The organism is Enterococcus sp. GPZ-007 (genome assembly GCF_059374735.1).
In genome coordinates this window covers 1-22,963 of record NZ_JCAFYN010000056.1, presented here as the reverse complement: position 1 = coordinate 22,963, position 22,963 = coordinate 1, and the positions used below count along the sequence as shown (strand labels likewise).

22 protein-coding genes and 1 other annotated feature are annotated in these 22,963 nt (G+C 38.8%); of the genes, 4 read left to right on the top strand and 18 right to left on the bottom strand.

All coding sequences use genetic code 11. The annotated features are described in order from the left end of the window. The 9 genes from AC4J95_RS19145 to AC4J95_RS19105 form a co-directional block, all read right to left on the bottom strand. The coding region (locus AC4J95_RS19145) for a MetQ/NlpA family ABC transporter substrate-binding protein (protein WP_494551223.1) at nt 1-533 on the bottom strand (533 nt) is incomplete at its 3' end. 73 nt (nt 534-606) lie between these two features. Beyond that, nucleotides 607-838: a binding site (T-box leader), on the bottom strand. A 96-nt stretch (nt 839-934) separates the two neighbouring features. Next, on the bottom strand, nt 935-1,567 hold the full coding sequence (locus AC4J95_RS19140) for an HAD family hydrolase (protein WP_494551222.1): 633 nt from the start codon (nt 1,565-1,567) through the stop codon (nt 935-937). Nucleotides 1,568-1,575: 8 nt separating this feature from the next. Beyond that, nucleotides 1,576-4,305 carry a sigma 54-interacting transcriptional regulator gene (locus AC4J95_RS19135; RefSeq protein WP_494551221.1) on the bottom strand — a complete coding sequence of 910 codons (2,730 nt, stop codon included), beginning with the start codon at nt 4,303-4,305 and terminating at the stop codon, nt 1,576-1,578. Nucleotides 4,306-4,488: 183 nt separating this feature from the next. Beyond that, nucleotides 4,489-5,466 carry an SIS domain-containing protein gene (locus tag AC4J95_RS19130; protein WP_494551220.1) on the bottom strand — a complete coding sequence of 326 codons (978 nt, stop codon included), beginning with the start codon at nt 5,464-5,466 and terminating at the stop codon, nt 4,489-4,491. An 84-nt stretch (nt 5,467-5,550) separates the two neighbouring features. Next, nucleotides 5,551-6,366 (bottom strand): PTS system mannose/fructose/sorbose family transporter subunit IID, encoded by an 816-nt coding sequence (locus tag AC4J95_RS19125; RefSeq protein WP_494551219.1) that lies wholly within the window; start codon nt 6,364-6,366, stop codon nt 5,551-5,553. Between the two features lie 15 nt (nt 6,367-6,381). After that, the gene (locus tag AC4J95_RS19120) at nt 6,382-7,164 is read right to left on the bottom strand and encodes a PTS mannose/fructose/sorbose/N-acetylgalactosamine transporter subunit IIC (protein ID WP_494551218.1); all 783 of its coding nucleotides are present in this window, start codon (nt 7,162-7,164) and stop codon (nt 6,382-6,384) included. Between the two features lie 14 nt (nt 7,165-7,178). Continuing rightward, the gene (locus AC4J95_RS19115; protein WP_494551217.1) at nt 7,179-7,649 is read right to left on the bottom strand and encodes a PTS sugar transporter subunit IIB; all 471 of its coding nucleotides are present in this window, start codon (nt 7,647-7,649) and stop codon (nt 7,179-7,181) included. After that, on the bottom strand, nt 7,646-8,065 hold the full coding sequence (locus AC4J95_RS19110; RefSeq protein ID WP_494551216.1) for a PTS sugar transporter subunit IIA: 420 nt from the start codon (nt 8,063-8,065) through the stop codon (nt 7,646-7,648). Before AC4J95_RS19110 ends, AC4J95_RS19115 begins: the two co-directional genes overlap by 4 nt. Nucleotides 8,066-8,631: 566 nt before the next feature. Next, the gene (locus AC4J95_RS19105; protein WP_494551215.1) at nt 8,632-9,615 is read right to left on the bottom strand and encodes a sugar isomerase; all 984 of its coding nucleotides are present in this window, start codon (nt 9,613-9,615) and stop codon (nt 8,632-8,634) included. Between the two features lie 166 nt (nt 9,616-9,781). Here AC4J95_RS19105 and AC4J95_RS19100 point away from each other — a divergent pair, with 166 nt between their 5' ends. Further along, nucleotides 9,782-10,489, top strand: coding sequence for a GntR family transcriptional regulator (locus tag AC4J95_RS19100; RefSeq protein WP_494551214.1), 708 nt, complete (start codon nt 9,782-9,784; stop codon nt 10,487-10,489). Between the two features lie 59 nt (nt 10,490-10,548). On the opposite strand, the gene AC4J95_RS19095 is transcribed toward AC4J95_RS19100, so the two are convergent. From AC4J95_RS19095 to AC4J95_RS19080, 4 genes are all read right to left on the bottom strand, one after another. Continuing rightward, entirely contained in the window at nt 10,549-11,898 is a 1,350-nt protein-coding gene (locus AC4J95_RS19095) for an MATE family efflux transporter (RefSeq protein WP_494551213.1), read from the bottom strand. Nucleotides 11,899-12,263: 365 nt separating this feature from the next. Beyond that, on the bottom strand, nt 12,264-12,647 hold the full coding sequence (locus AC4J95_RS19090; RefSeq protein WP_494551212.1) for an FMN-binding protein: 384 nt from the start codon (nt 12,645-12,647) through the stop codon (nt 12,264-12,266). A 27-nt stretch (nt 12,648-12,674) separates the two neighbouring features. Further along, a complete protein-coding gene (locus AC4J95_RS19085; protein WP_494551211.1) occupies nt 12,675-13,178 on the bottom strand; it encodes a flavodoxin domain-containing protein in 504 nt (167 codons plus the stop codon). After that, a complete protein-coding gene (locus AC4J95_RS19080; protein WP_494551210.1) occupies nt 13,171-13,680 on the bottom strand; it encodes a MarR family winged helix-turn-helix transcriptional regulator in 510 nt (169 codons plus the stop codon). The genes AC4J95_RS19085 and AC4J95_RS19080 overlap by 8 nt, the downstream gene beginning before the upstream one ends. A gap of 272 nt (nt 13,681-13,952) precedes the next feature. On the opposite strand from AC4J95_RS19080, the gene AC4J95_RS19075 reads away from it, so the two are divergent. From AC4J95_RS19075 to AC4J95_RS19065, 3 genes are all read left to right on the top strand, one after another. Next, nucleotides 13,953-14,717: a DeoR/GlpR family DNA-binding transcription regulator gene (locus AC4J95_RS19075; protein ID WP_494551209.1), complete on the top strand. Its 765-nt coding sequence runs from the start codon at nt 13,953-13,955 to the stop codon at nt 14,715-14,717. 14 nt (nt 14,718-14,731) lie between these two features. Next, on the top strand, nt 14,732-16,069 hold the full coding sequence (locus AC4J95_RS19070) for a DUF1576 domain-containing protein (protein WP_494551208.1): 1,338 nt from the start codon (nt 14,732-14,734) through the stop codon (nt 16,067-16,069). 506 nt (nt 16,070-16,575) lie between these two features. Further along, nucleotides 16,576-16,848 carry a hypothetical protein gene (locus tag AC4J95_RS19065; protein ID WP_494551207.1) on the top strand — a complete coding sequence of 91 codons (273 nt, stop codon included), beginning with the start codon at nt 16,576-16,578 and terminating at the stop codon, nt 16,846-16,848. A 64-nt stretch (nt 16,849-16,912) separates the two neighbouring features. On the opposite strand, the gene recQ is transcribed toward AC4J95_RS19065, so the two are convergent. The 5 genes from recQ to AC4J95_RS19040 form a co-directional block, all read right to left on the bottom strand. Beyond that, the gene (gene recQ / locus AC4J95_RS19060; RefSeq protein WP_494551206.1) at nt 16,913-18,664 is read right to left on the bottom strand and encodes a DNA helicase RecQ; all 1,752 of its coding nucleotides are present in this window, start codon (nt 18,662-18,664) and stop codon (nt 16,913-16,915) included. Nucleotides 18,665-19,047: 383 nt separating this feature from the next. Continuing rightward, the gene (locus AC4J95_RS19055; RefSeq protein WP_494551205.1) at nt 19,048-20,178 is read right to left on the bottom strand and encodes a sodium ion-translocating decarboxylase subunit beta; all 1,131 of its coding nucleotides are present in this window, start codon (nt 20,176-20,178) and stop codon (nt 19,048-19,050) included. A gap of 10 nt (nt 20,179-20,188) precedes the next feature. After that, complete coding sequence (locus AC4J95_RS19050) at nt 20,189-20,536, bottom strand: DUF2118 domain-containing protein (protein WP_316403410.1); 348 nt, start codon at nt 20,534-20,536, stop codon at nt 20,189-20,191. Nucleotides 20,537-20,550: 14 nt separating this feature from the next. Next, a complete protein-coding gene (locus AC4J95_RS19045) occupies nt 20,551-20,838 on the bottom strand; it encodes an OadG family protein (RefSeq protein WP_316403409.1) in 288 nt (95 codons plus the stop codon). Between the two features lie 15 nt (nt 20,839-20,853). Continuing rightward, complete coding sequence (locus AC4J95_RS19040; RefSeq protein ID WP_494551204.1) at nt 20,854-22,236, bottom strand: oxaloacetate decarboxylase subunit alpha; 1,383 nt, start codon at nt 22,234-22,236, stop codon at nt 20,854-20,856. Between the last annotated feature and the right edge of the window lie 727 nt (nt 22,237-22,963).

Below are 22,963 nucleotides of genomic sequence, written 5' to 3'. Positions count from 1 at the left end.
TTGAAAACTAGTTTTTTTGGATTTTCGATAATGTCATCGAAGGTTGCTTTATCAATCGCTACTCCAGATTTAAGCTTAATCAGATTATTTTTCACAAAGATATTGAGAACTCGTCCCCATTCAGATGGGACATTAGAGACAATCACCTTGGCACCGTTTGGAATATCACTAACTTTTTTTATTTCGTGTGAGTAGATACCCATCGGCTCTAAATGAATGGCGCCTACGTTTGAGAATTTGTAGCCATTTTCCTTCTTTTGCAAATTAAAATATGGGACCGTTGAAAAATAGTTGGCATCGATATCGCCGTTTTCTAACGCTTTATTGGGAAGTACATAATCATCGAATTTCACTATTTCTAGGTCTATACCTTCTTTTTTCAGCTCTGGTTTGATATGCTCTAAAATCTCAGCATGAGGGGTTGGTGAAGCTCCGATCTTAATTTTATGTTGCGTTGTTGCTGAACCAGTACCGCAGGCTGTTAAAAATAGTAAACACCCTAAAACCATTATAGCGAAACTAAACTTTTTCATACAAACACTCTCCTTAATACTTTTTGACAAATAAAAAAATATCCGTCCCTTTACTTACCAGATCACTGATAAATAAAGGGACGAATATTTTCGTGTTACCACCCTTGTTCGTATTCTCTTCACAGACAATACCTCTACGGTACAAATATACCAGGCGATATAACGGTCGCTTTCCGTTCGGCTTGCGTGAACAAGCAGAATGCTCAGAGCTCATCTTCATTGATTTTCCACGATCCCTCTTTTCACCTGACAAGGGTCTCTTTAATCGTTTCACGGTCAATTACTCTTCTCTTCAATGCGTAATTATTGATTGACGTTATTCTATAATAAATGATTTTTCTTTGCAACTAAAAACACATAAAGAAATTCTTCAAACGATTCATTGAAGAATTTCTTTATGACTATTTTATTAATTGGGGTAATTCAAGAAGCTCCTCTAACTTATCTATGATGATGTCTGCTGCGTGCTGATCCATCGAAAAAACTTGCTTTAAAGCGACTGTGAAGATACCAGCAGACTTTGCGGAGGCGATACCCAGCGTCGAGTCCTCTACCGCTAAATAGCTTTCACAATTTAACTGCTCACGACTGATTAAATATATTTCCGGATTTGGTTTGCTTTCTGTCACCTCTTCTCCGCTGATGGTGAATGAAAAATACTTTTCAAGCTGGCAATCTGTCAGCATTTTGTTAATCTCATTTCGTGGCGAAGAGGAGGCTAAGCCAAGTGACACACCTTTTTCACTTAATATATTCAATACATATGGAACTGAGCTTCGCAGCGCTTTGGTAAAATCAATTCCGTGATGCTGCTTATACTTCAGATATTCTTGATGTAATTCTTTTTGTTTTTCTTCGTTTTCTGGCACCAGCATCTCCCACGTTTGTTTTTCAGAATTCCCAACATAATCCTCAAATTTATTGGAGCCAGGATGAATTCCCTTTTCCTTGAAGAAATTCATCCGACGCTTAAAGTAAAAGGGCTCACTATCGATCAATACCCCATCCATATCAAAAATTACTGCCTTTTTCATTCTTTCACCTATTCCTTTACAATATCATTCAATAATCGAAGCTCTAGTAATGGAAGTTCGATGGTATACTCCTTCTCAACTTCCTTGAAGGCTTGATGAATCAATTCCATATTGTGACCTTCCGCTTGTACATATTTTTCAATGTCCTCTTGTTCATCAACGCTCTCTTTGCGCAAGATACGTTCGATCATCGAGCAGCAATGCATATAGAGTAAAAATAGTTGATTGTTAGAAAATTCGATATTCATTAGTTTTTCGAGTTCTTTAACAGCTTTTTGAACCAAACGCAGTACTTTTGTCGCATCTAGAATTGTTAAGTTCTCTACGATCTTGTTGATTGAAAAGTTAAAAATTAACTGACTCTTGAAGGCGTCACTATCAATATCTACTTGATCGTGTAATATATCCGCGAATTCTTCAACAGCTTCACCATTGATTAGTTGATCCAAACCAATATAAGGAACTTGATTGATCTTAGGATTTTCCGTGCCAACGATCATCAGGACATCATACAATTGGAATGGGGTTTCATACATTTTATTCTCTGATAATTTCTTGTAATCGTAAGGCAGGATCGTCAATTCTTTAGCCGAATCGCCTAAGCACTTTTGCAGGATCTCTTGAATCTGTGTGGCGCTGCCTATTCCAGTGTAGCAGCAAGTGATAATTGCTTTCTTTTTGTTGAGTTCGGGAATGATCAGCTGCTTTTGGATGCGATTTTCTACAGTGATCGCTTCATATACTTCCGTCACGCTATCACCATTGATGATATGCTCACCAACCTCAAGTACTAAAGGTGTACTAACGTTATCAATAATGACTAGAGGACTTTTAATATGATTAGACAGACGTTCTCCCAGTTGATTGAAGGACCCCATGTCCACCAATAATATCAATCCCGAATCCGTTCGATAATCATTGATGTAACGGATGATCTGTGTCTCCACCTTGTCAAGAGTGATGTTGATTGGCATATCATATGCTTGAAAAACATTTTTACCTAGCATTCGATTCACCACGTTCGCCAAGCTGCTGGCGGTGGAATAGCCATGAGCCAATACGATACATTTCACATCATTAGGCAGGTCACTGATCTGCAAACTATAAAAATAGAAGGTTACAAAAACGATATCTTCTTCTAATAATTGCTGATCCAATTGCTGTGATAAATAGGTCAACATTTTTTTTGCATACCAAAACGGGGTTTCTAAAAAGGAATCCAAAAATTCCAGCAGCTCATTTTTTTGCTGCTGCCACTCATAATGGCTGCCCAAAATATCCGTATTATCTTTTAGATAGAGATAGCTTGCTAAAGAAACCACTCGATTTCCATCCTGTTCAAACCCATAATTTTCATACATCATATCCAACGTTTGGCGAATATGATAAGTCAGTACAGAGTATAGTGATTCTTCTTTTTCATAGGTACCTTGAAAGATAAACTCATCCATCATCTGTGTGACACGACTAACATTCTCTTCAATAAATTCCTGCGCTAGACTCTCTTTTTGCTGAACCTTTTTAAAATCGGTAATCACTTCTCCGAAAAAGTTTCGCAACAGCTGGGTCTCTTTACTTTCTAGGTGGACTTGCTGCTTAGTATTTGGCAGATAAGTACGATCAGACATTCGCTTCTTGGGCTTGCTGAATTGTTCCTTGAATTTCAGATTATATTCTAAGGGCAGATCTTTTAATCGGACAATGATCGTCTGGTCATTCTTATGATGAACGTATGCATTTCCACAGGCATATTTGATGATATTCTTGATTTTTCCAACATTTCCTTCAAGATCACTATTCAACAGAAAATCAATCATCTGATAAGAAACTTGCAGTTCTTTCTCTAAAATACTGCTTTCCGTGATGAAGAAGGAATCAATCAGTCGTAACCGCTCAGATTGTGGCCGATTCTGGAATTTTGGCAATGTTACGATTACTGGTAAACGCCGCAAAAAGGTCGGCAAAAAGGCAGAGTAGACATTTTCAGTTGTAGCGAAGATCAAACGCACCTTTGCTTTCCGTCGAATACTAGTATCTCCCATCGGAGAAAATTCACCGGTATCCATAAATGTAAACAGCTTCTCTTGTCCCTCTTCAGACAATCGATGCACTTCATCTAAGAACAATATTCCGCCATCTGCTTTTTCAATTAAGCCGTTATGTTCATGGTCTGCCCCAGTAAAGGCTCCTTTCGTATGACCGAATAAAGCGGAGGATAATAATTCCGGATTGTTGAAATACTGCGCACAATTATAAGCGATGAATGGAGCTTTCTTATCGATCACCTGTTGTTCTTTGGCATACTCATGAATTTTTTCCGCTAGAAAAGTCTTCCCCGATCCGCTTACACCCATTAATAAGATAGGCAGACCATTATGAGGATACAATACCGCTGTTTTGATTTGATCAATTGCTTCTTTTAAGCTTCCATTGGCGCCAATGATTTCCTCAATCGCATTTCCCTTACCGTTCATGAATAGCTCTTCCATTGATTCATACTCGACTTTTGCTACTTGGATAGCGTTGTCTTCTAAAGCTTTTCTATGTAGAAATAAAACTGGATAGCTCTTGATTTTTACTAACTCCCCATCACGAAAGGCTTGATTTAAATAGCTGCTGATGGTACTTCGATTTAGCTGCAGAGACTCGGCGATCTTATTCGCTGAGAATTTTTCTTCAGGACATTCCTTCATATTTGTCGTTAAGTCATATAAATACTCATCTAATTCCTTTTTCATTCTATATCACCTGCTTTAATCGATTTGTTGTACCTTCGCTTCTATTGTATAGCATTTTCATTGTTGTGAGGTTTCATTTTTTTAGAATGCGAAAAAACTGAGAATAAGTATCTCAGTTTTTCCGCAAGGCTTTCTGCGACTAGTCAAGGATAATTTTTTTGATTTTCTCCATAAACTATCTGATTAATAAGATAGTTTCCACATATAGCGACGTTTAGTTAATGGATGTTCTCTCGCATATGATAGTTCTTCAGCGTAGACTCTGAATACGGCAGTGATCACAAATGGGTTAAAGTAATCCAATACTTCTTTTTCGACAAATGCTGACAACCCATAATCCAGTGCATCTACTACTTCCGTTTTCGCATCGAAACGATCCAAGAATGCTAAGGCGCGAGAGTCGATTGCACGTGTTTTCCCATCATTCATCAGTAGGATGAATGGAACATCCTTGTCAACAATTTCAAAAGGTCCGTGGAAGAATTCACCTGCATGGAACGTTCCTGAGTTAATCCATTGCATCTCCATCATTAAGCAAACGGATGATGAGTAGGCTACTTCATGGGTAGCTCCGCTGCTCATGATATAAATAACTTTTTCGTCTTTGAAGCGTTGAGCAAATTGTTTTGCCGCCTTGCGCGCTGATTCTGCGCTTTCTTGGGCTAAATCATAAATCTTACTAAATCCATCCATCATCTTATCATAGTGTTCGTAGCCTTCCACTTGATTCAACAGCTCTACTGCTAATAGTAAGCAATAACCTGTTTTTTCAAGCTTCGCTGCATAGTTTTCAGCAAATCCGTGGTAGATAACATAATCTGCATCTTTTGTTAACGGTGCGTCAATAATTCGTGTTAAACTAATAACTGTAGCACCTTTATCTTTGGCAATCGCATTGGCTTCTACTGTTTCTGGAGTTGCCCCTCCAAGTGAAGCCGAGATCACGACCGTGTTCTCATTGATCGAAGTTGGTGTCGCAAAGTTGAATTCGTTGGCTGTGTAGTGACTAATGCGTAATTGTTTCGCATTTTGGTCTAAAAAGTATTTTGCTGGATACAAATCTGCTTTTGATGCGCCGCAGCCAACGAAAACAATATGTTTTACTTCCGTTTTCCCCACGATCTCTTTGATAATATCTTTTGCTTCCATCGTTGAATTCATTTTCTGAATTCCTCCTCAGTTTTCTTTTATTTAGAGAAACATCACTTTGACTTTTTTGTCAAAACTCTGTTCCAACTACCATAGTTAAACAAAAATTCCTAAAGCACTTAAAACTAAACCGCCTACAATACATATCAACAACATGATGCTCGTATTTACTTTCTTTTGCAGCAGCCAATACATCAGCATTGTTAAAGCAAAGGGCAACATCTGCGGCATAATATTGTCTAAAACATCCTGCAGAACAAATGTTTTGCCAAATTTGATAGGAGTAGTGATGCCGATCATGCTGGCGATCATCGCACCAATCACCATTAAACCAATAATCGAACAAACATACATTACACGGTCCATCAAACCGCCTTCATATAGTTTTGTTAAATACTTATTCCCCATGTTATAACCGAATTTCCCACCGTAGTAGGTCACTAAAAATGATGGGACAAAGGAAATGATCATTGCTAAAATCGGACCTAAAATACTCCCCTGCTGTGCTAAATTGATTCCTAAGCCAAATGCCAATACCCGAACCGTTCCTTGGAAGAAGGAATCGCCAATACCAGATAACGGTCCCATTAATGATGTTTTGACTGAGTTGATCGTATCAGGATTGAAGCCCTCTTGATCAGCATAATACTGCTCTTCCATCGAAGCTGATAGGCCTAATACAAAGGCACTAGTCTGTGGAGTACAATTGTAATAAAGCATGTGACGTTGATAAGCTTCTTTTTTCAACTTTTCGTCCTTTGGATCTTTGTATATACGGTCTAACGTTGGAGCGATTCCATAGAGAAAACCCATATTCATAGCCCGCTCATAGTTCCAAGAATCTTGAATCGCCCAAGAACGCCAGAAGAATTGCCAATACTTGCGAAAATTTGGATCCTTTTCTTTTGCCATTTTATTAACCTCCTTTTATAGATCATCCAATGCATCAGGCTCTTCAGCAGAACCTCCGCCACCACCAGATTTATTCGCTTCGATTTGATACATGACGAATGCGACGATACCTGCAAATAATGCTACTCCAGTAATTCCTAAGCCTGAATAGGCAGTTATCAAGAAGCCCAAAACTAAGAATGGCATCATTTTGACTGATAGCATGGTTTGCAGCAGCAAAGCAAACCCGTACGCTGGCAATAACTTACTTGCCAAGCTCAAACCATCCGTGATCCATTCTGGAATCGCGTCAACAATCGACTTAACCAGGTCAGTACCGAAGTAGATGGCTAAGAAGATCGGTACAAAGTACATCAATGAATAGAGGATCGTCCCCCACACGATATGAATATGCTGTACTCGCTTAAATTTTCCTTCTTCAATCAATGAATCGGCTCGGTGTGTCAAACTTGCTAAAACGGTGCGCATTAAAATTCCTAACAGCTGTCCTAAAATGGCGATGGGAATAGCGATTGTCAAAGCCGTCTCTGCATTTGAACCAGATAAAATAGCAAAAGCGGTGGCGATTACTGCACCTAAAGTCATATCCGCAGGTACCGCGGCTCCGACTTGAACAACTCCCAGAGAGATTAGTTCGATTGACGCACCAACGATTAATCCCTTTTCCAAGTCCCCCAGTGCCAACCCGACGAGAGTTCCAACGATCAATGGCCTTTCAAAATTCAATCGGCCTAACAAACGGGAATCCAACATGACAAACACACCAATCAATCCTAAGACTATTGATTGAACCAACATTTAAAGCCCTCCTTTTAAAGTAATTTATTTAAATCCTCTGATTTAGAGGTTGGTATCTGCTGCATAAATTGTTTAATCCCCATCTCCTTCAATTTTCGTGCTTCTGTCTGTTCCTCGTCATTTAAGAAAATCGCACTGCCAAACTGCTTTCCATTATTCGTTTTAGGAATCCCGCCGTAGTTGATTTCCTTGATTTTCGGATAAGCTTCGCAAAAGGCCAGCGTTTCCTTGGTGTTGCCAAAAATCAGCATAATATTTTCCTTTAGAGTTTCTACTTTAGCCATTTTAGACAAGCCTTCATCGACTGTGAAAATGTTGAGTTTCACACCAGTCGGCTTCGCTAAATTCAATGACATCTTTTTGAACTCATCAGTAGCCGCTTCATTGTTGATTACGATGATGCGATTGATCCCCTGCGATTTGGTCCAAGAAAACACCACCTGTCCATGCAATAAGCGATAATCAATTCGAACTAGTTTAATCATAAGTCGTCACCTCCAATATTTATTTTGGTTGTTAATAATTGTTTGCAGTCAATCAATCCTCGGCGACTTTCCTCAAGGATCATGTCCAACTGCTCCGCGGTGATCTTCCCGGCTTGAGTTGCAATGGAGATCACAAGCGGCAGATTCATACCCGCTAATAAATGTACTTCCGAATGCTCTTGTTGAATCGCTAGCAGATCATTATTCACACTGCCTCCGAAAATGTCTGTCAAAAGATAGACATCATCATAGCCGATTTCTTCAAGTAGATGCTCTACCTGATTTTTGATCGGTTCATCCTCATCACGAAAAGCGGATAAAGCAAAAATGTTTCCTTCATCACCAATGATCATCGATGCTGTTTGCTTTAGTCCCTGCGAAAATTCTCCGTGGCTCGCTAAAATAATCTTGTTCATTCCCTATCCTCCTTATTCGTTATGAATGCCAAATATCATTCAATTAAAGCGTGTACTTACCAGCATTAAGCTAGCTCGTACGCATACCATCCTTCTAAATACGCTAGTCTTCTCTAAATTATGGAGATAAATTCTTAAAAGAGTTTATCTGGACTTTCGAAGACATATCATTCTACTAAACTGCTAAAGCAGGAAGTAGACCTGACAAAACGTAAAGAATTACTGGCAAAGTTGAATTGATATTCTTCATAACTATTCTCACTTTTATAGTAGCAACTATCGTGCCAACTTCTGTTGCAGGTCAAAAAGCTTGGTGTATTAGGGATTATCACTTCCTTCCAACACTTCCATTTTTTCTAAAATAATGTGTAGAGAGAGTGTTGAAGGATTTTTTTGTCGATAAACTACAAATAGGACATGAGTTGCCATAGATAGCGAATGGTATAAGAAGGAAAAAAATGAAAATCATCAAAATGGGACTTTTCTTCTATAATAGCATGGGGAAAATTCTTGTTTACTCTAAAAAAAAGAACCCAGCAATTTTCAAAATCACTGGGTCATCTTGTTTAGTTGTAGGCTGCCTTCCACATGTAGGTACGAGTCGTATAATCCTTTTTGATTTGATAAGCCAACTCTCTCATAAAGACATTATTTAGAATTGGAGAAAGGATTAGGTGGTTGAAATGTTCAGCGACCTTTGGATCAATTTTGTCTAAGCCAAGATCTCGTGAATCGAGAACAAATACTTTTTCTCCTCCGAACTCCTGTAAAAAGCGAGCGGCTCGCTCATCATTTGGCCGACTGCCGCCTTCTCCCATCAGAAGGAAAACAGATGTTTCTCCATCAATGACTTCAAAAGGTCCATGGAAGAAATCGCAACTATTAACGGTAGGTGAATCAATCTGAAGCATTTCCATGATATTACAGATTGAAAAAATGTATGCCGCGCCATACGCCGCACCGCTGCCCATCACATGAATTGATTTAGATTCCCGATTCTGAAGAGACCATTTTATTGCTTTTGTTCGAATATCTATGACTGCTTGTTTGTATAAAGCGTCCACTTTTTCAAAACTCTGCATTGCTGTTTGCATATGTTCATAGCCTTCAACAGTATCCATCACTACCATCGCTATCAGTAAACCATAAGCAGCATTTGTTTTTGAAAAGTCACTGTCATCGAGAGCAACTGAATCGTAGTTCAATTTAAAGTCACAAACCTCTGTCAATTCGGATTCATCAATATATAAGGCGATTGTCGCTGCTCCTCGTTTTTTTGCTACTTTCGCTGCTTCGATCGTTTCTGGTGTCCCCCGCATGGAGCAAACCACCGCTAATGTATTTTCCCCAACAAAAACCGGTGGTGCTTTGACAAACTCATTACTCGTGATATTTTTTGAACGAATTACCTGTGATTCTTGATCCAAGAAGTAATGAGCAGGGTAAAAACCGCCGTAGCTTCCTCCTGCTGCCAGCCAGACCACATTTTTGATTCCTCCAACTGACTGCCTTTCTTCGTTAATCGCTTCCACTATTTCTTTAATTCCCATACTATTTCTTCCTTTCCTTCATCTTGCCATTTCCTACTTATCGATATGACGAGTTTAATACATGTTGATACACATGTCAATACGTGTTTATAACTATTTAGCTAACTTGTACTACACTTGATCTATTTTTTCTAATTGTTTATAATTAAGAAAAGGCGGTGTAACAATGTCTCAAAAAATATTAGATGAGAACAAACCTCTTTATTTACAAATCAAGGAAGCGATCCTCCGACAAATTGAAAATAGGAAGTTGGTTGCAGGAGATAAACTCCTTTCAGAAGCTCAATTTCAGAAGAGTTTCAATGTTAGTCGGATTACAGTAAGGAAGGCAATTGATGAGCTGGTGGAGGAAGGCTATCTAACACGCCTACAAGGCAAAGGGACCTTTGTAAAAAACCGAAATCTAGAAATGCAGAAAAGCCTATCATTGACTGAAGTTTGTTTAGAACAAGGTAAAAATCTTACTTCACAAGTTCTATCGGTTGAAGAAGTGGCGATACCTGCTGAGTTCAACTCTTTGTTTAGTACTGAAAAAGGCATCAGGATCGAGCGTCTACGAAAAATAGATGGCGTTGCAATCATGTTGGAGAAGAATTATTTACCTCTAGATTTTACTTTTTTATTTGAGAGTGAGCTATCTGGATCGTTGTATAAGGTACTTGTTGCCCATAAAATCGAACCGAAATTTAAAGGAATGAATCAAGTTGGTATCAGTCAGCTAACGGATTCCGAAGCGCAGTTATTCAATGTTCAAAGCGGTCTGTCGGTGATCCATCATCAAGGAACAGTTTATGATTCAAAAAATCACCTTGTTTTAGCATCCGAGGAGCTTGTACGAGTAGATTTGCCTGACCTGTTTAAGTATTATTTGTAAATGACTTAATGAATAAATAGAGTGTCTGTTTCTCATTAATAGAAACAGGCACTCTATTTTTAGACTAATCTTCGATCATACCACTTTTTGCTTAAAAAGTAGATCAAACCAATACATGCTGGAATAATCGGTGATAATGCCTGAGCCCAATATATACCTTTCACACCAAATTCTAGTAAGGTTCCTAAGAACCAACACAAAGGCAAACGAATCAGTAGAGCATCTAAAAGTGCATTCACCATTCCTAAATTTGCAAAGCCGACGCCCACCGCGAATGAATCGAAATTGTACATCGTCGCATAAAACAAGCTATTCCAACAGCAGCAGATTCTTAAGTATATAACACCAGCCGCCAGCACTTCTTTATTGGAAGGATCAAATAGTCCAATTAGCGGTTCCGCAAATAATTGAATACACACGACTGCTGCCAAGGAAACCAATAAGCTCGCTGTAAAGCCCGTTTTAGCAATTCTTTTTGTTCTATGAAGAAGCTTCGCCCCCATGCTTTGCCCGACCATTGTAGTAACCGCCTGTCCGATCGCCCAGCAAGGCATGCCTGCAAAAGTGTTGATCTTTAAACCAATACCGGCAGCGGCAGCAGTGATCACTCCAAAGTCATTGATCATAACGGCGATAATCAAATAGGAAATATTAACGACTGTCATTTGGATCGCAGTAGGCAAGCTTACTTTCAAAAGCTTGAATAACGTATCTTTTTCGATTTTAAAACTCGATAATTTAAAATCAAAAATAAAGTTTTGTTTTTTTAAATAGATGACCGAAATGCCGAATGAAATAGCCTGGGCAATGATTGTGGCATAAGCAGCCCCAACAGTACCGAGTTTGAATGGTCCGACTAGCAGATAATCTAGGAAAACATTGATCGCTGCAGCCACCATCACAAAGTACAATGGACTCTTGGAATCGCCAAATCCACGTAGAATTGAACAAGTGGCATTATAACCAAAAACGAAAATTGTGCCGATAAAAATCACCAACATATACTCACAAGCATCTTGATAAGCTTCTTTCGGAACATTCATCCACGTCAGAATTTGCTTATTTAGCAAGAGACCGGCGATAGTGATCATAACTGCGATCACTGCTGTCATTGAATAGATCGTCCCCACAGTCCTTTTTTGTCCCTGTGCATCTTTCGCTCCCCGGTACTGCGCGATCATCACAGTACCGCCCATCGTAATTCCCATACAAATAGCATTAATGATAAAAACTAATGATGAAGTATTGCTTATCGCTGCTACACCAGTACTTCCGACGATTCTTCCTACAACCAGCATATCCGCAATATTATAAAAGGATTGAAGTAAATTTGCTAAAAAAAGTGGGATTGCAAAACGAATTAGTTGTTTCGTAACACTACCTGTTGTTAAATCATTAAAATTTTTCATGTTCTATTCATTCCTTTAAAAATTATCTATTGCAAAAAAAGATCACCGATGAAATGATCTTCTATGCATTTGAAAACACATAAAAAGGCCATTGACAAAAACACTGTCAATGGCCTTAAAATCTTATAAACATAGAGAATAAGCCAGAGATAAACCTATTTCTGACGACACTCTATGATTGATGAAGATTTATGAAATTAGGCTCCGTACAATGTTTCATCGTATTAGATTGTGCGGAGCAAATTTCAATGCATACTTTATTGTAAATGACATAGAACATATCAATCGACTACTTTCTCATTTGATAAGTCTATTATAGCTAGTAAAAAAATTAAATTCAATCAATTAAAAAATGAAGCAGATTATTAATCTTTTTTTGTCAAAGCATCCTCGACGGCTTTCGTAATCGTCACGCTGCTCTGAGTCGCGCCGCTGATGGCATCAACATCCAAACTTTGCTTGTTGATGATTTGATCGATGATTTTCTCGCCATTCTTTCCTAAACCTGTCATGTGATCTTTGATTTCAATATCTGTTATCTTCCCAAGTTCGACTCTAACATTGATCTTCGCCGAGACCGGGTTGATTCGCGCATTTCCTTCATACTCCCCATCCGCCACTTGTGCTATATTCACTTCATTGACTTTTACTTTCTTCAGAGTACTTTTTGTCAATATACCGGCTCCGACTTTCACGATCACAACAAGTAGCACTATGACGATCAAAATAATAATTATTCTCTTTCCCATTCCATTTCCCGCTCCTTTTTCCTGATATTAATGAATATCTTCTAATACAGCTAAATCAATACAATCAACGCTTCCATTATCTACAACCTGTTCGATGGCTTTTTCAATATCTAATTTGTCCTCTGCGGCTTTCTTTTTACTGGCTTTGCTGATCATTTTTATGATCAGCTTTTCTGGCAGACTCAATTGTTCCTTGATCAAACGTCCTCGCAAATGAATAATCTCCGCTTGAGGAAACACACTCATGATATTATCGCGAATTTCAGCCAATTTTTCCTGATCATTGTTCGATGACAAACCAACCGGAAAAGCCGTGAGATTATTATTGGGGAACTCCCTTTTTAGTTCCTCTAGACCCAGTACTTTTCCAGCATAGACACTGCCAAAATAATAGATCTTGTCGCTACCAGCAATATCTTCTGTAGAAGCCTGCTCCCGTTTAAGTAATCGATAGTTCTTTTTTCGTGCAAATTCTTTGGCGTAAATCTCGGAACTTCCTTTTTTGGTTGCGTATAGTACGAAACTATTCATCCTGTTTTCCTCCCTGTTCTTCGACCTCTATAGCTTCCAGCCTTTCTACCCCTGCGTACATTTTCATTAAAATTGTAAAAAAGCTCGCAAGTTCATCATCTGAATAGCCTTCAAAAATTGCACCGAGTGCCTTGCTATGCAATTTAGCAACTGATTGAAAATAGCGCTCACCTTCCATAGTCATTGATAGGTCGCTTCTTCGCTTATCCTTTTGATTGCGGCTGATTGTGATCAACCCCTTTTTTTCTAATGCAGAAGCAAGTTTTTTTACATTTTGTCTTGAACAGCCTAACAACTCTCCGCAGCTAGTTAAATCCAAAACTTTTTCTGGAACTTGCTTGATCATGATCAATACCATGAATTGCTTTACCGTCACAAAAGGATCTACCTTATCAAAGGAGGTTTGCAGCCTGTTCCCCAAAATGAACAAACTAGCGAAAATAGCTCGTTGCTGATTATCCCGTCCTGTTTTATAGGCTTCAGTTAAACTTTCGATATTCATTTGCATCACTCCAAGATTCTGCTCTAATAGGTAACTTGTTACGTATATTTTACCCTTAAAATATACGTAATGAAATAGGACTCAAGTCGTAAATGATAAGAGAAATAGTAGATTTACTCATAAAACTCTCCATCAGCTCTCTCTATATGATTGATTGATTTTTTTATGGATTTTTATATCAATCTGGCGAATAAAAATGTATAATAAAATCATATAAAACCGTTTTCTTTTAATTTAAAGATTGACAAACGTTTTATATAGGAGGTTTTTTAATGAAGAATTCAATCATGAACATTGATAAACGTCATCACGACATCTTAGATATTTTAGAGAAAAAGGAGCATATGACCACTTTAGAATTGGCTGAAGCATTGGACGTATCTCTTAGTACGATTCGCCGCGACTTGCATTTACTTGAGGAAAAAAATGATATCATTCGTAAGTTCGGCTATTGTATGTTCAATTATGAAAACAAGCTAGAAGATGAACATTCAGGTCCTGTTCGCATCAAACAAATACTTGCTCAGGAAGCCAGTAAATTCATTCATGATGGCGACACGATTTTTATCAATTCGAGTTCGACAGCATTGAAGACCGTTGATTTCCTGCATGTTGATCATTTAACGGTCATAACGAATAATTTGAAAATCAATTATTCACCACAAAATGCCAGCTACAATTATATATTGACAGGCGGCGAAATGCGCTATCCCAAAGAAGCGTTAGTTGGCGATGTTGCGATCAATACATTGTCTGCGATCAATGCTGATGTGTGTATTGTTGGCTGCAGTGGGATTGATTTAGAAAATGGCGTCACGACCAAAACTATGAATGAGGCAACGATCAACGAAATAATGATCAAACGTGCGACTAGATGCAAGATCTTGGTTGCAGATCATCGCAAAGTCGGAGTCACTTCAAAGTTTAAGATGTCTGATATTTCTGCCTTTGATTATTTGATCACGGATCAATTTGGCTCAGAAGATATTTTAACTGAGATACAAAATATGGGGGTAACAGTCGTTCAAGTCACTTAGAGGAGTGTGAATCTTTGGAAAAAACGAAACAAGCATTACATTCAACAAATATCATTTTCATTTTTTTATTGTCTTATGGACTAGCAATTACATTTGCTGCCTTTTTTCTAGCTAGTCCGCAAGAACTGATCAGTGGGATGCAGCGGATTATCAGCTCACCTAGCAATCTCATCACTGATTACGTTCATATCGCTGGAGTTGGTGCTGCCTTTCTTAATAGCGGTCTGTTGACATTAAGCAGCCTGTTTCTCTTGCGAAAGCATAAGCATCATTTTTGTTCCCTCACTGTTTCAATGATCATGATGCTTTCCGGCTTTTCGTTTTTTGGCAAAAACATTGTCAATTCAGCACCAATTATTCTGGGCTGTCTGCTGTATTTACGAATCCATCATTCTGGTAGACAGGATTTATTAGTGATGGGACTTTTGAGTACCTGCCTTTCACCAATCGTCAGCACAATCTACAGTGCGCCAGATCATTTTTTCATTTCAAACATCATCCTTGCTTTCCTAGCAGGCTTAATTATCGGCTATACGATTTTGCCGATCTTCGAATTTTTGAAAGTCCACACGAAGGAATTGAATCTTTACAACATGGGCTTTTCTGCAGGTTTTATTGGTGTCATTGGAAATTTGACTACAAGAAATGTCTTAGCGATAAAAATCGTGCCTCATGCTCTTTCCTTTGAACATCACCACGCGTTGCTTTATTTTTTACTTGTATTGTTTACTGTCCCATTTCTCATTTTCCAGTCCATCTGTCGAAGAAACATGGATCAATCCAAACATTTACTTTTAGATTTAAAAAAAATCGCCCGCTTTTCTTTGTATGGCTATCTTGCAGTGGCATTTACCTTAGTGTTAAACGTTCCTTTAAGCGGTATTTTAGTAGGGGCGATCTTAACCTTCGCCGGCTTTAGTATGTATAATTTCAAGTTTCGCTACTTCTTTTTCCCGGCTTTAGGTGTTTTTCTGACTGCTATGTTTTTTTACCAAGATGTCGCCACGACGAATAATATCGTGATCATCCTGTTTTCTAGCACACTTTCACCTATGACACGTAAATACGGCTTGCTAACTGGGACACTTGCTGGTGGAATTTTTAGCTTAATCACTAGAAACACACAATATTTAACTGCTGGAATAAATTTATACAATTGCGGATTTGCGGGTGGGATCACTGTTTTGCTGATGGATTTCATTCGTGTGCAATTTTATAAACATGTTAAAATCAAAACACTTTTTCAAGCTTGGCACAATCGGATCTTAAGCGTTGAAAAGCGACTGGTTGAGAAATTTCAAACCTTCTCCCAGGCATTCATTTTTAAGATCACGACGATTAGAGATGATTAGTCGCAAAAAAATCTCAGACTTTCAAAATGTAAAGTTTTTCCCGCTAAAACTTTATACTTTGAAAGTCTTTTTTTGATTTGCTTTACGTTTGAAAGTGGAAATCGGATTCTAAGTAATTTGTTCACCGTGTTCGTGACCGGTTTTTGACTTTGTTTTTTTCTCGGGCAGAACGCACCTTATTTTCCTTCAAAATTTGAGATGTTTCCGACCGTTTTTTTTGTAAATTGGTTGTATCTATTTTTATACTTGTCTATCAAATAGAAGGATGGATTAATGAAGCTTTGATCAACAAAGGATATTCAAAAGAACTTTGTTTTTCCTAATTGTTTAGTTTCAGATTATCAAACATTTATCCAGCCTTATCTTTAATATTTTGATTCAATTAATTTATTTATTTTAGCCAAAAAAGGTATTAGCTAATTTTTTTATTAACTTTCAAAAAGCTATTTTTTATCCTGTGATTCACTGCTAGAATAGAGGTAATAAACGGATCGAAGGAGATTATTATGCGAGGAACGGTTTCAAATGACCAACGCGTTTACCATTACGAATCACCATTTTTTAAACAAGGAGAACACGGTCTAACACTTAGTCAACTGCGGGCACAATTCATAAAAAAATTTTTGAATGATCCGCGTGCTAAGTATGTAACAGAGAATTACGCCCTTGAAAAGGAACAGCGACGGATCAACATTTGGCGAAAGGATGGAAAGGTTCTTTCTGAAGATGAGGTGTTGAGGCTTGATGCGATCGTTCCTCAAATCTTTGAGACAAACTGATAATCAAAAAAGCATTGACTGCTTACTTTGAGGTGAGCAGTCAATGCTTTTAAAATTGGATTGATTAGTTTTCTTTTTTTAAAAGAGCTAAAAATTGTTCGCCGTAATTATCCAGCTTACTTTTTCCGACACCCTTGATCTGTAAAAACTCCAGCGATGTTTGTGGCTGCTTCTCAGCCAACTCGGTCAATGTCTTATCCGAGAAAATGACATATGGCGGCAGATTTTTTTCTTGTGCCAGCTGCGAGCGTAAACTGCGCATCTTTTCAAACAGCTCGTCGTCCGCGACCAATTGTTTAACGGGTGCTTGCTTACGATAAACCTCCTGCTTGCCTAACAGAACAGAAATGCCCTGTTCAGAAACAGATAGCAAAGGATATTGTCCTTCTGACGGGACCAAATAGTGTTCGGCAGTCAGGTAATCAATCAAACCAGATACTTCTTTTTGCGAATACTCCTTCATTAATCCATAGGTCGGCAGCTGTTCAAAACGCCATTGCTTAATTTTCTGATCATTTGATCCAGTTAAAACCTTTGCAACCAACGCTTTACCAAATTTTTCTCCCATCCTCTTCACGCATGATAAGACCTTTTGCGTTTCGGTGGTGATATCGACCTGCTCCCGCTCATCCAAGCAGTTACTGCATTTGCCACAATCTGGCTGGTCTTCTCCAAAATACTTCAAGATGAAGCGCTGCAAGCACATTTGTGTATGGGCATACTGGTTCATTTCTCTTAGCTTCGTATATTCATTTTGCTGATAAGTCGTCTCCGATTGTGATTGCTCAATAAAAAACTTTTGCACCTGAAGATCCTGTGGAGCATAAAGCAAGACTGCTTCACTTGGCAGCCCGTCACGACCAGCTCGGCCCGCTTCTTGGTAATAAGATTCTAGATTTCCTGGAATTTGAGCGTGAATAACGAAACGGACGTTGCTCTTATTGATCCCCATACCGAAAGCATTTGTCGCAATCATTACCTCGATTCGATCAAAGAGAAAATCCTCTTGATTCTTCTGACGTTCACTATCATTCAGTCCACCATGGTATTTCCCAACGGAGAATTCATGATGATCCAGTAGATGATACAAACGCTCCACTTCTTTCCGAGTCGAAGCGTAAATAATCCCGGATTGTCCCTTATTTAGCTTCAAATATTCCAACAAATACAAGTCTTTCTGATCTTTGATGACTTGAAACGACAGGTTTTCTCGAGCAAAACCCGTTTTGATTTCGTTTTCTTTTGGAATATTCAGCAAACGGGAAATGTCATCCGCAACCTGCGGTGTCGCAGTGGCCGTCAAGGCGATGATCGTTGGCTGCTGGTTAAAATTTTGAATCGTTTCCGCTAGCCTTAAATAGCTGGGACGAAAATCATGTCCCCATTGAGAGATACAATGGGCTTCATCAACAGCCAAAAGTTCAATCGGCACATAGCGTAACAATTCCCGAAAATCCGCAGATTCCAAACGTTCTGGGGCAACATATAACAATTTGATTTCGCCGCGTGCGGCTTTTCTGACCCGTTCATTCATTTCCAGGGTTGACAACGTACTATTTATAAAAGCTGCTGGAATACCAACTTCATTCAAGCTGTCTACTTGGTCCTTCATTAAAGAGATCAAAGGTGAAATCACTAAAGTTAAGCCTTCCAGAACCAATGCCGGCAATTGATAACAGATGGATTTTCCTCCACCGGTTGGCATAATGCCCAAGACATTTTCTTTATGTAAAATTTTTTGAATAATCTCCTCTTGCCCTTTTCGAAAATGAGTATATCCAAATTTCTCCGCGAGCAATTCCTTCATTCGTTCCATGTATATACCCTTTCTCTATCTGATGAATCTGAAAGATAGTCACTAAAACCATACTTTCTCATTGGTTCGTCAAGATCTCTTACTTCAAGATAAAAGCCATAAAGCTCATTTAATCAGTATACTCAAATAGATACAACCTAGCAAGATAAGGGAGAAATTGATTAAAACAAAAGCACTTTTCCTATTTTTTATTTCACTAAATTTCATTTATTAAAACACAAACTTTTTACAGAAATAGTAAGATTTATAATATAAATATATAGTATTCTAAATGCAAAAAGCCCGTCATTCGACAGGCTTTTTCTTAGATAGTTTGATAATCCTTATTAATACTGTAATACAAAAAATCCTGATAATTAAGAAGTTACACTCTAGCTTTCTAGCTAACTGAAAAATGCTAAGAGTACTCCTGCAGCCACCGCAGAACCTATTACCCCTGCCACATTCGGTCCCATCGCGTGCATCAGCAAATAGTTGCTTGGATCTTCTTTTTGCCCTTCATTATGCACGACACGGGCTGCCATCGGAACAGCGGAAACTCCAGCAGCGCCAATCATTGGATTCACTTTCCCTCCACTCATCCGGTACATCAGTTTTCCTAATAATACGCCGGCTGCTGTGCCGATAGCAAAGGCGAGTAATCCTAAGAAAATGATTTTCAGTGTTGTTACCGATAAGAATAAATCGCCATCCGCCTTAGCACCGACCGTCACTCCCAACAAGATCGTCACGATGTACATCAAGGAATTTTGCAGCGTGTTTGAAAGATTCGGTACCAGCTTGCATTCCCGAATTAGGTTTCCCAGCATCAGCATCCCAATCAAGGTCGTCGCGCTCGGTACCAGTAAACTGACAAAAATCGTGACCACGATCGGAAAAATAATCTTTTCTTTTTGGTTCACCTTACGTGATTCCTGCATCTTTACTTTACGCTCTTTTTCAGTCGTCAATAGGCGAATGATCGGCGGTTGAATAATCGGAACAAATGCCATATACGAATATGCAGCCAATGCAATCGCGGATAATAACTCAGGTGCTAAACGGGTTGTTAAGAAAATCGCCGTTGGACCATCTGCCCCACCGATAATGCCGATCGACGCGGCTTCCTGCGGAGTCATCCCCAACAGTACAGCCAAGAAAAAAGCAGCGAAAATACCAAACTGAGCGGCTCCACCCAGCAAAATCGTTTTCGGATTTGCTAAAAGTGGTCCAAAATCGGTCGCTGCACCTAAACAAAGGAATATCAATGGGGGATAGATGCCTAGATTGGTTCCTTGATACAGATAATATAACAGGCCACCTGGACTACCATCTCCACCTTGGGTCATCAATCCTGCAAGCGGCAGGTTCACCAAGAGAATTCCAAAGGAAATGGGAATCATTAAATAGGGTTCATACTGCTTTTTAATGCCTAGATATAAGAACAAACAAGCCAAAGCGATCATAAATAGATTGTTAAAAGTTAGATTAGCGAGGCCGGAAGTTTCGATCATTTGATTGATTATTTCACTCATAATTCTCCTCCTAAATCACCATAAGCAGTTGATTGGACTCCACATTCTGATTTTTTGAAACATCAATACTGATAACGACGCTGTCTTTTGGCGCGACAACTGCTGTCTCCATCTTCATCGCTTCCAATACGCAGAGAGTATCCCCTTTTTTTATCTTTTCACCAACCTTGACTGCGATAGACAGCACCTTACCTGCCATTGGCGCAGGCACCGGTGTTTCATCATTATTCGTCACGGTACGTTTTGTAGGTTCAGCATTTTTTGTTGTTGCCTCCTGCTGGACGATTTCTTCATCGGTAATTTCTTTCAATTCAACTAAATACACTTGTCCATTAATTGTCACTTCATATTTTTTCATTATCCATCCCTCACTTATTTCACACGTTTAATCGTCGAAATTTTGAATTTTTTTCCCGATTCATCTTCACTGGCTTCCGCTAAAGCGGTGATCGCAGCGACTTTTGCTAATGGATCCTGTTCAAATAATTCCTTCGTGTCTAATTCCTTTTCTGGTTGAAGGATTGGTTTTGAGGTATCTTCTGTTGTCGCAAAAATCTTTGCGATCCCCATGATCAGCAACATGATACATGTCAGAATCAGAAAAACGACCGCCATCGAAAAGATTGTTAAGCGTAATATTTCTACTATCGAATACTGCATAATTACCTCCCACCTTTACAAATATCCAGAAACTTTTACTAACTCGTCATTTTTCTTTGCTCGATTCTCTAAAAATTCCTTACCGACTTCTGGGAATAAGGCATATATCAATACGTCTTCTTCATTTTTCGCCAGTGAACCAATCTCTTCTTGTAAAGAAGTAAATTCTGACGATAAATGATCGGCTGGACGATCAGAAATGACTTTTGTGTCACCAATGATCGAACGACGAAAATCTTCGTCGATTTCTACCGGAGATTTCCCATACTCACCAGCTAGATAACTCTTGATCTCATTTGAAACTACTTTGTAACGTTCACCTGTAATGACATTCATAGTTGCTTGAGTCCCGACCATTTGGCTCAATGGGGTAACTAACGGCGGAAAGCCTAATTCTGCGCGAACCTTTGGAACTTCTGTCAGCACATCCTCGTATCTGTCCAGCGCATTTGCTTGTTGTAATTGCGAGGTCATATTTGACAACATCCCACCCGGCACCTGATAGATTAACGCTCTCGGATCTGGTGTCAGCATCTTAGGGTTCAATAGCCCATCATCCAGATATTTATCTTTAATTTTACGAAAATGATTCGCAGCTTCTTGTAGGCTATCCATATCCAAAGGTATTTCATAACCTTCTTCTTTCAAAGCGATCACAATCGACTCCGTTGCCGGCTGACTCGTTCCCTCACTAAAGGGAGAGATCGCCGTATCGATTCGATCTGCCCCAGCTCTAACCACTGATTCATAAGTCATATAGGAGACACCGCTAGTCGAATGTGTATGCACAATCACTGGCAAATGGATCGCTTCCTTTAAGCGACTCACCAGCTCATAGCCATGAGCTGGCGTCAATATCCCAGCCATGTCCTTGATACAAATCGAATCTGCGCCCATCCCCTCCATGGTTTGGGCAAGTCTGACATAATAATCAATCGTATGGACATCGCTGATCGTATAAGCCAATACCAGTTGTGCTTCTTTTCCTGCTTTTTTTACAGCTTTCAAAGAGGTCTGTAAATTCCGCACATCATTTAACGCGTCAAAAATCCGAAAAATATCTATCCCATTTGCAGCAGATAATTCGACAAATTTTTCGACCACATCATCTGCATAATGCCGATATCCTAAGATATTTTGACCACGTAGAAGCATCTGCAACGGCGTATTCGGCATACTCTTTTTGATTGCTCTTAATCTTTCCCAAGGATCTTCACCTAAAAAACGAACACAAGCATCAAACGTCGCTCCGCCCCAACACTCAACAGAATCAAAGCCGATTGCATCGAGTGTCGATAATATCGGCAGCATATCCTCAAGTCTCATCCGTGTCGCCATTAAACACTGATGAGCGTCCCTTAGTACCGTCTCAGTAATTCCAATTTTTTTCTTTTCCATAATTTCCCCTTTTCCTTTTTGATTTTGGTTTCAGTTTGATAATGAAAATCAAGCATTATTCTATATTAGTTGTTGTCACTTTAAACGCCTCTATTGTATAATTGTTCACAAATATGATTAAGTCCAATTGACTAAATTTGGAATTTCACATCTCAGTTTTGAAAAAGTTTTACTACTAAAATTTTAACATAAATATGGTGCAATGATTAATCAAAAGCAGAGTTAACTCAATAAAGATTGACTTGACTATTCCCATTCCCCTCTTACTTTCAAAACAACGCTGATTATTTAAAAACATCCCTCATTAATTACAAACGTCCTTTAATCAACTATACAATTTAATTTCTACAATCAATAACAAGGTCTTATAGTTATTCGAATCTTTTATTTTAGTCTTTGTAAAGAATGTCGGAAAAACAATGACTGAAACTTTGAATTTTTCTCATTTAAAAATAGAAAAACTATGAAAATAATCCCCTACTTACTAGAGTAGTGATTGTTTCCACAGTTTTTTGCATTACGTTATTTAAATGTTCAAATTTTCTCAGCACAAAGAGATATGCCTTTCAGCATACCTGCGAAATAATTATATGTGCTGATTCCAACTAAGCTGAACCCATAACAAATAAACCTGCTGCCTATTCAGTGCTCGTACAGCGAGACTTTAGCAATCGTAAGAGAGAGCATCCTCAAGGCGAATACTCGCTTTTTGAATGATCGCCGCAAA

Excerpts from the sequence above, each read along its gene's own strand:
- AC4J95_RS19065 (WP_494551207.1), top strand. The coding sequence starts at position 16,576 with ATGCGAGGAACGGTTTCAAATGACCAACGCGTTTACCATTACGAATCA.
- AC4J95_RS19085 (WP_494551211.1), bottom strand. The coding sequence starts at position 13,178 with ATGAATAGTTTCGTACTATACGCAACCAAAAAAGGAAGTTCCGAGATT.
- AC4J95_RS19045 (WP_316403409.1), bottom strand. The coding sequence starts at position 20,838 with ATGCAGTATTCGATAGTAGAAATATTACGCTTAACAATCTTTTCGATG.
- AC4J95_RS19120 (WP_494551218.1), bottom strand. The coding sequence starts at position 7,164 with ATGTTGGTTCAATCAATAGTCTTAGGATTGATTGGTGTGTTTGTCATG.
- AC4J95_RS19115 (WP_494551217.1), bottom strand. The coding sequence starts at position 7,649 with ATGATTAAACTAGTTCGAATTGATTATCGCTTATTGCATGGACAGGTG.
- AC4J95_RS19075 (WP_494551209.1), top strand. The coding sequence starts at position 13,953 with ATGAAGAATTCAATCATGAACATTGATAAACGTCATCACGACATCTTA.
- AC4J95_RS19080 (WP_494551210.1), bottom strand. The coding sequence starts at position 13,680 with ATGAATATCGAAAGTTTAACTGAAGCCTATAAAACAGGACGGGATAAT.
- AC4J95_RS19135 (WP_494551221.1), bottom strand. The coding sequence starts at position 4,305 with ATGAAAAAGGAATTAGATGAGTATTTATATGACTTAACGACAAATATG.
- AC4J95_RS19140 (WP_494551222.1), bottom strand. The coding sequence starts at position 1,567 with ATGAAAAAGGCAGTAATTTTTGATATGGATGGGGTATTGATCGATAGT.
- AC4J95_RS19100 (WP_494551214.1), top strand. The coding sequence starts at position 9,782 with ATGTCTCAAAAAATATTAGATGAGAACAAACCTCTTTATTTACAAATC.
- AC4J95_RS19105 (WP_494551215.1), bottom strand. The coding sequence starts at position 9,615 with ATGGGAATTAAAGAAATAGTGGAAGCGATTAACGAAGAAAGGCAGTCA.
- AC4J95_RS19095 (WP_494551213.1), bottom strand. The coding sequence starts at position 11,898 with ATGAAAAATTTTAATGATTTAACAACAGGTAGTGTTACGAAACAACTA.
- AC4J95_RS19040 (WP_494551204.1), bottom strand. The coding sequence starts at position 22,236 with ATGGAAAAGAAAAAAATTGGAATTACTGAGACGGTACTAAGGGACGCT.
- AC4J95_RS19050 (WP_316403410.1), bottom strand. The coding sequence starts at position 20,536 with ATGAAAAAATATGAAGTGACAATTAATGGACAAGTGTATTTAGTTGAA.
- AC4J95_RS19090 (WP_494551212.1), bottom strand. The coding sequence starts at position 12,647 with ATGGGAAAGAGAATAATTATTATTTTGATCGTCATAGTGCTACTTGTT.
- AC4J95_RS19055 (WP_494551205.1), bottom strand. The coding sequence starts at position 20,178 with ATGAGTGAAATAATCAATCAAATGATCGAAACTTCCGGCCTCGCTAAT.
- AC4J95_RS19125 (WP_494551219.1), bottom strand. The coding sequence starts at position 6,366 with ATGGCAAAAGAAAAGGATCCAAATTTTCGCAAGTATTGGCAATTCTTC.
- recQ (WP_494551206.1), bottom strand. The coding sequence starts at position 18,664 with ATGGAACGAATGAAGGAATTGCTCGCGGAGAAATTTGGATATACTCAT.
- AC4J95_RS19130 (WP_494551220.1), bottom strand. The coding sequence starts at position 5,466 with ATGAATTCAACGATGGAAGCAAAAGATATTATCAAAGAGATCGTGGGG.
- AC4J95_RS19110 (WP_494551216.1), bottom strand. The coding sequence starts at position 8,065 with ATGAACAAGATTATTTTAGCGAGCCACGGAGAATTTTCGCAGGGACTA.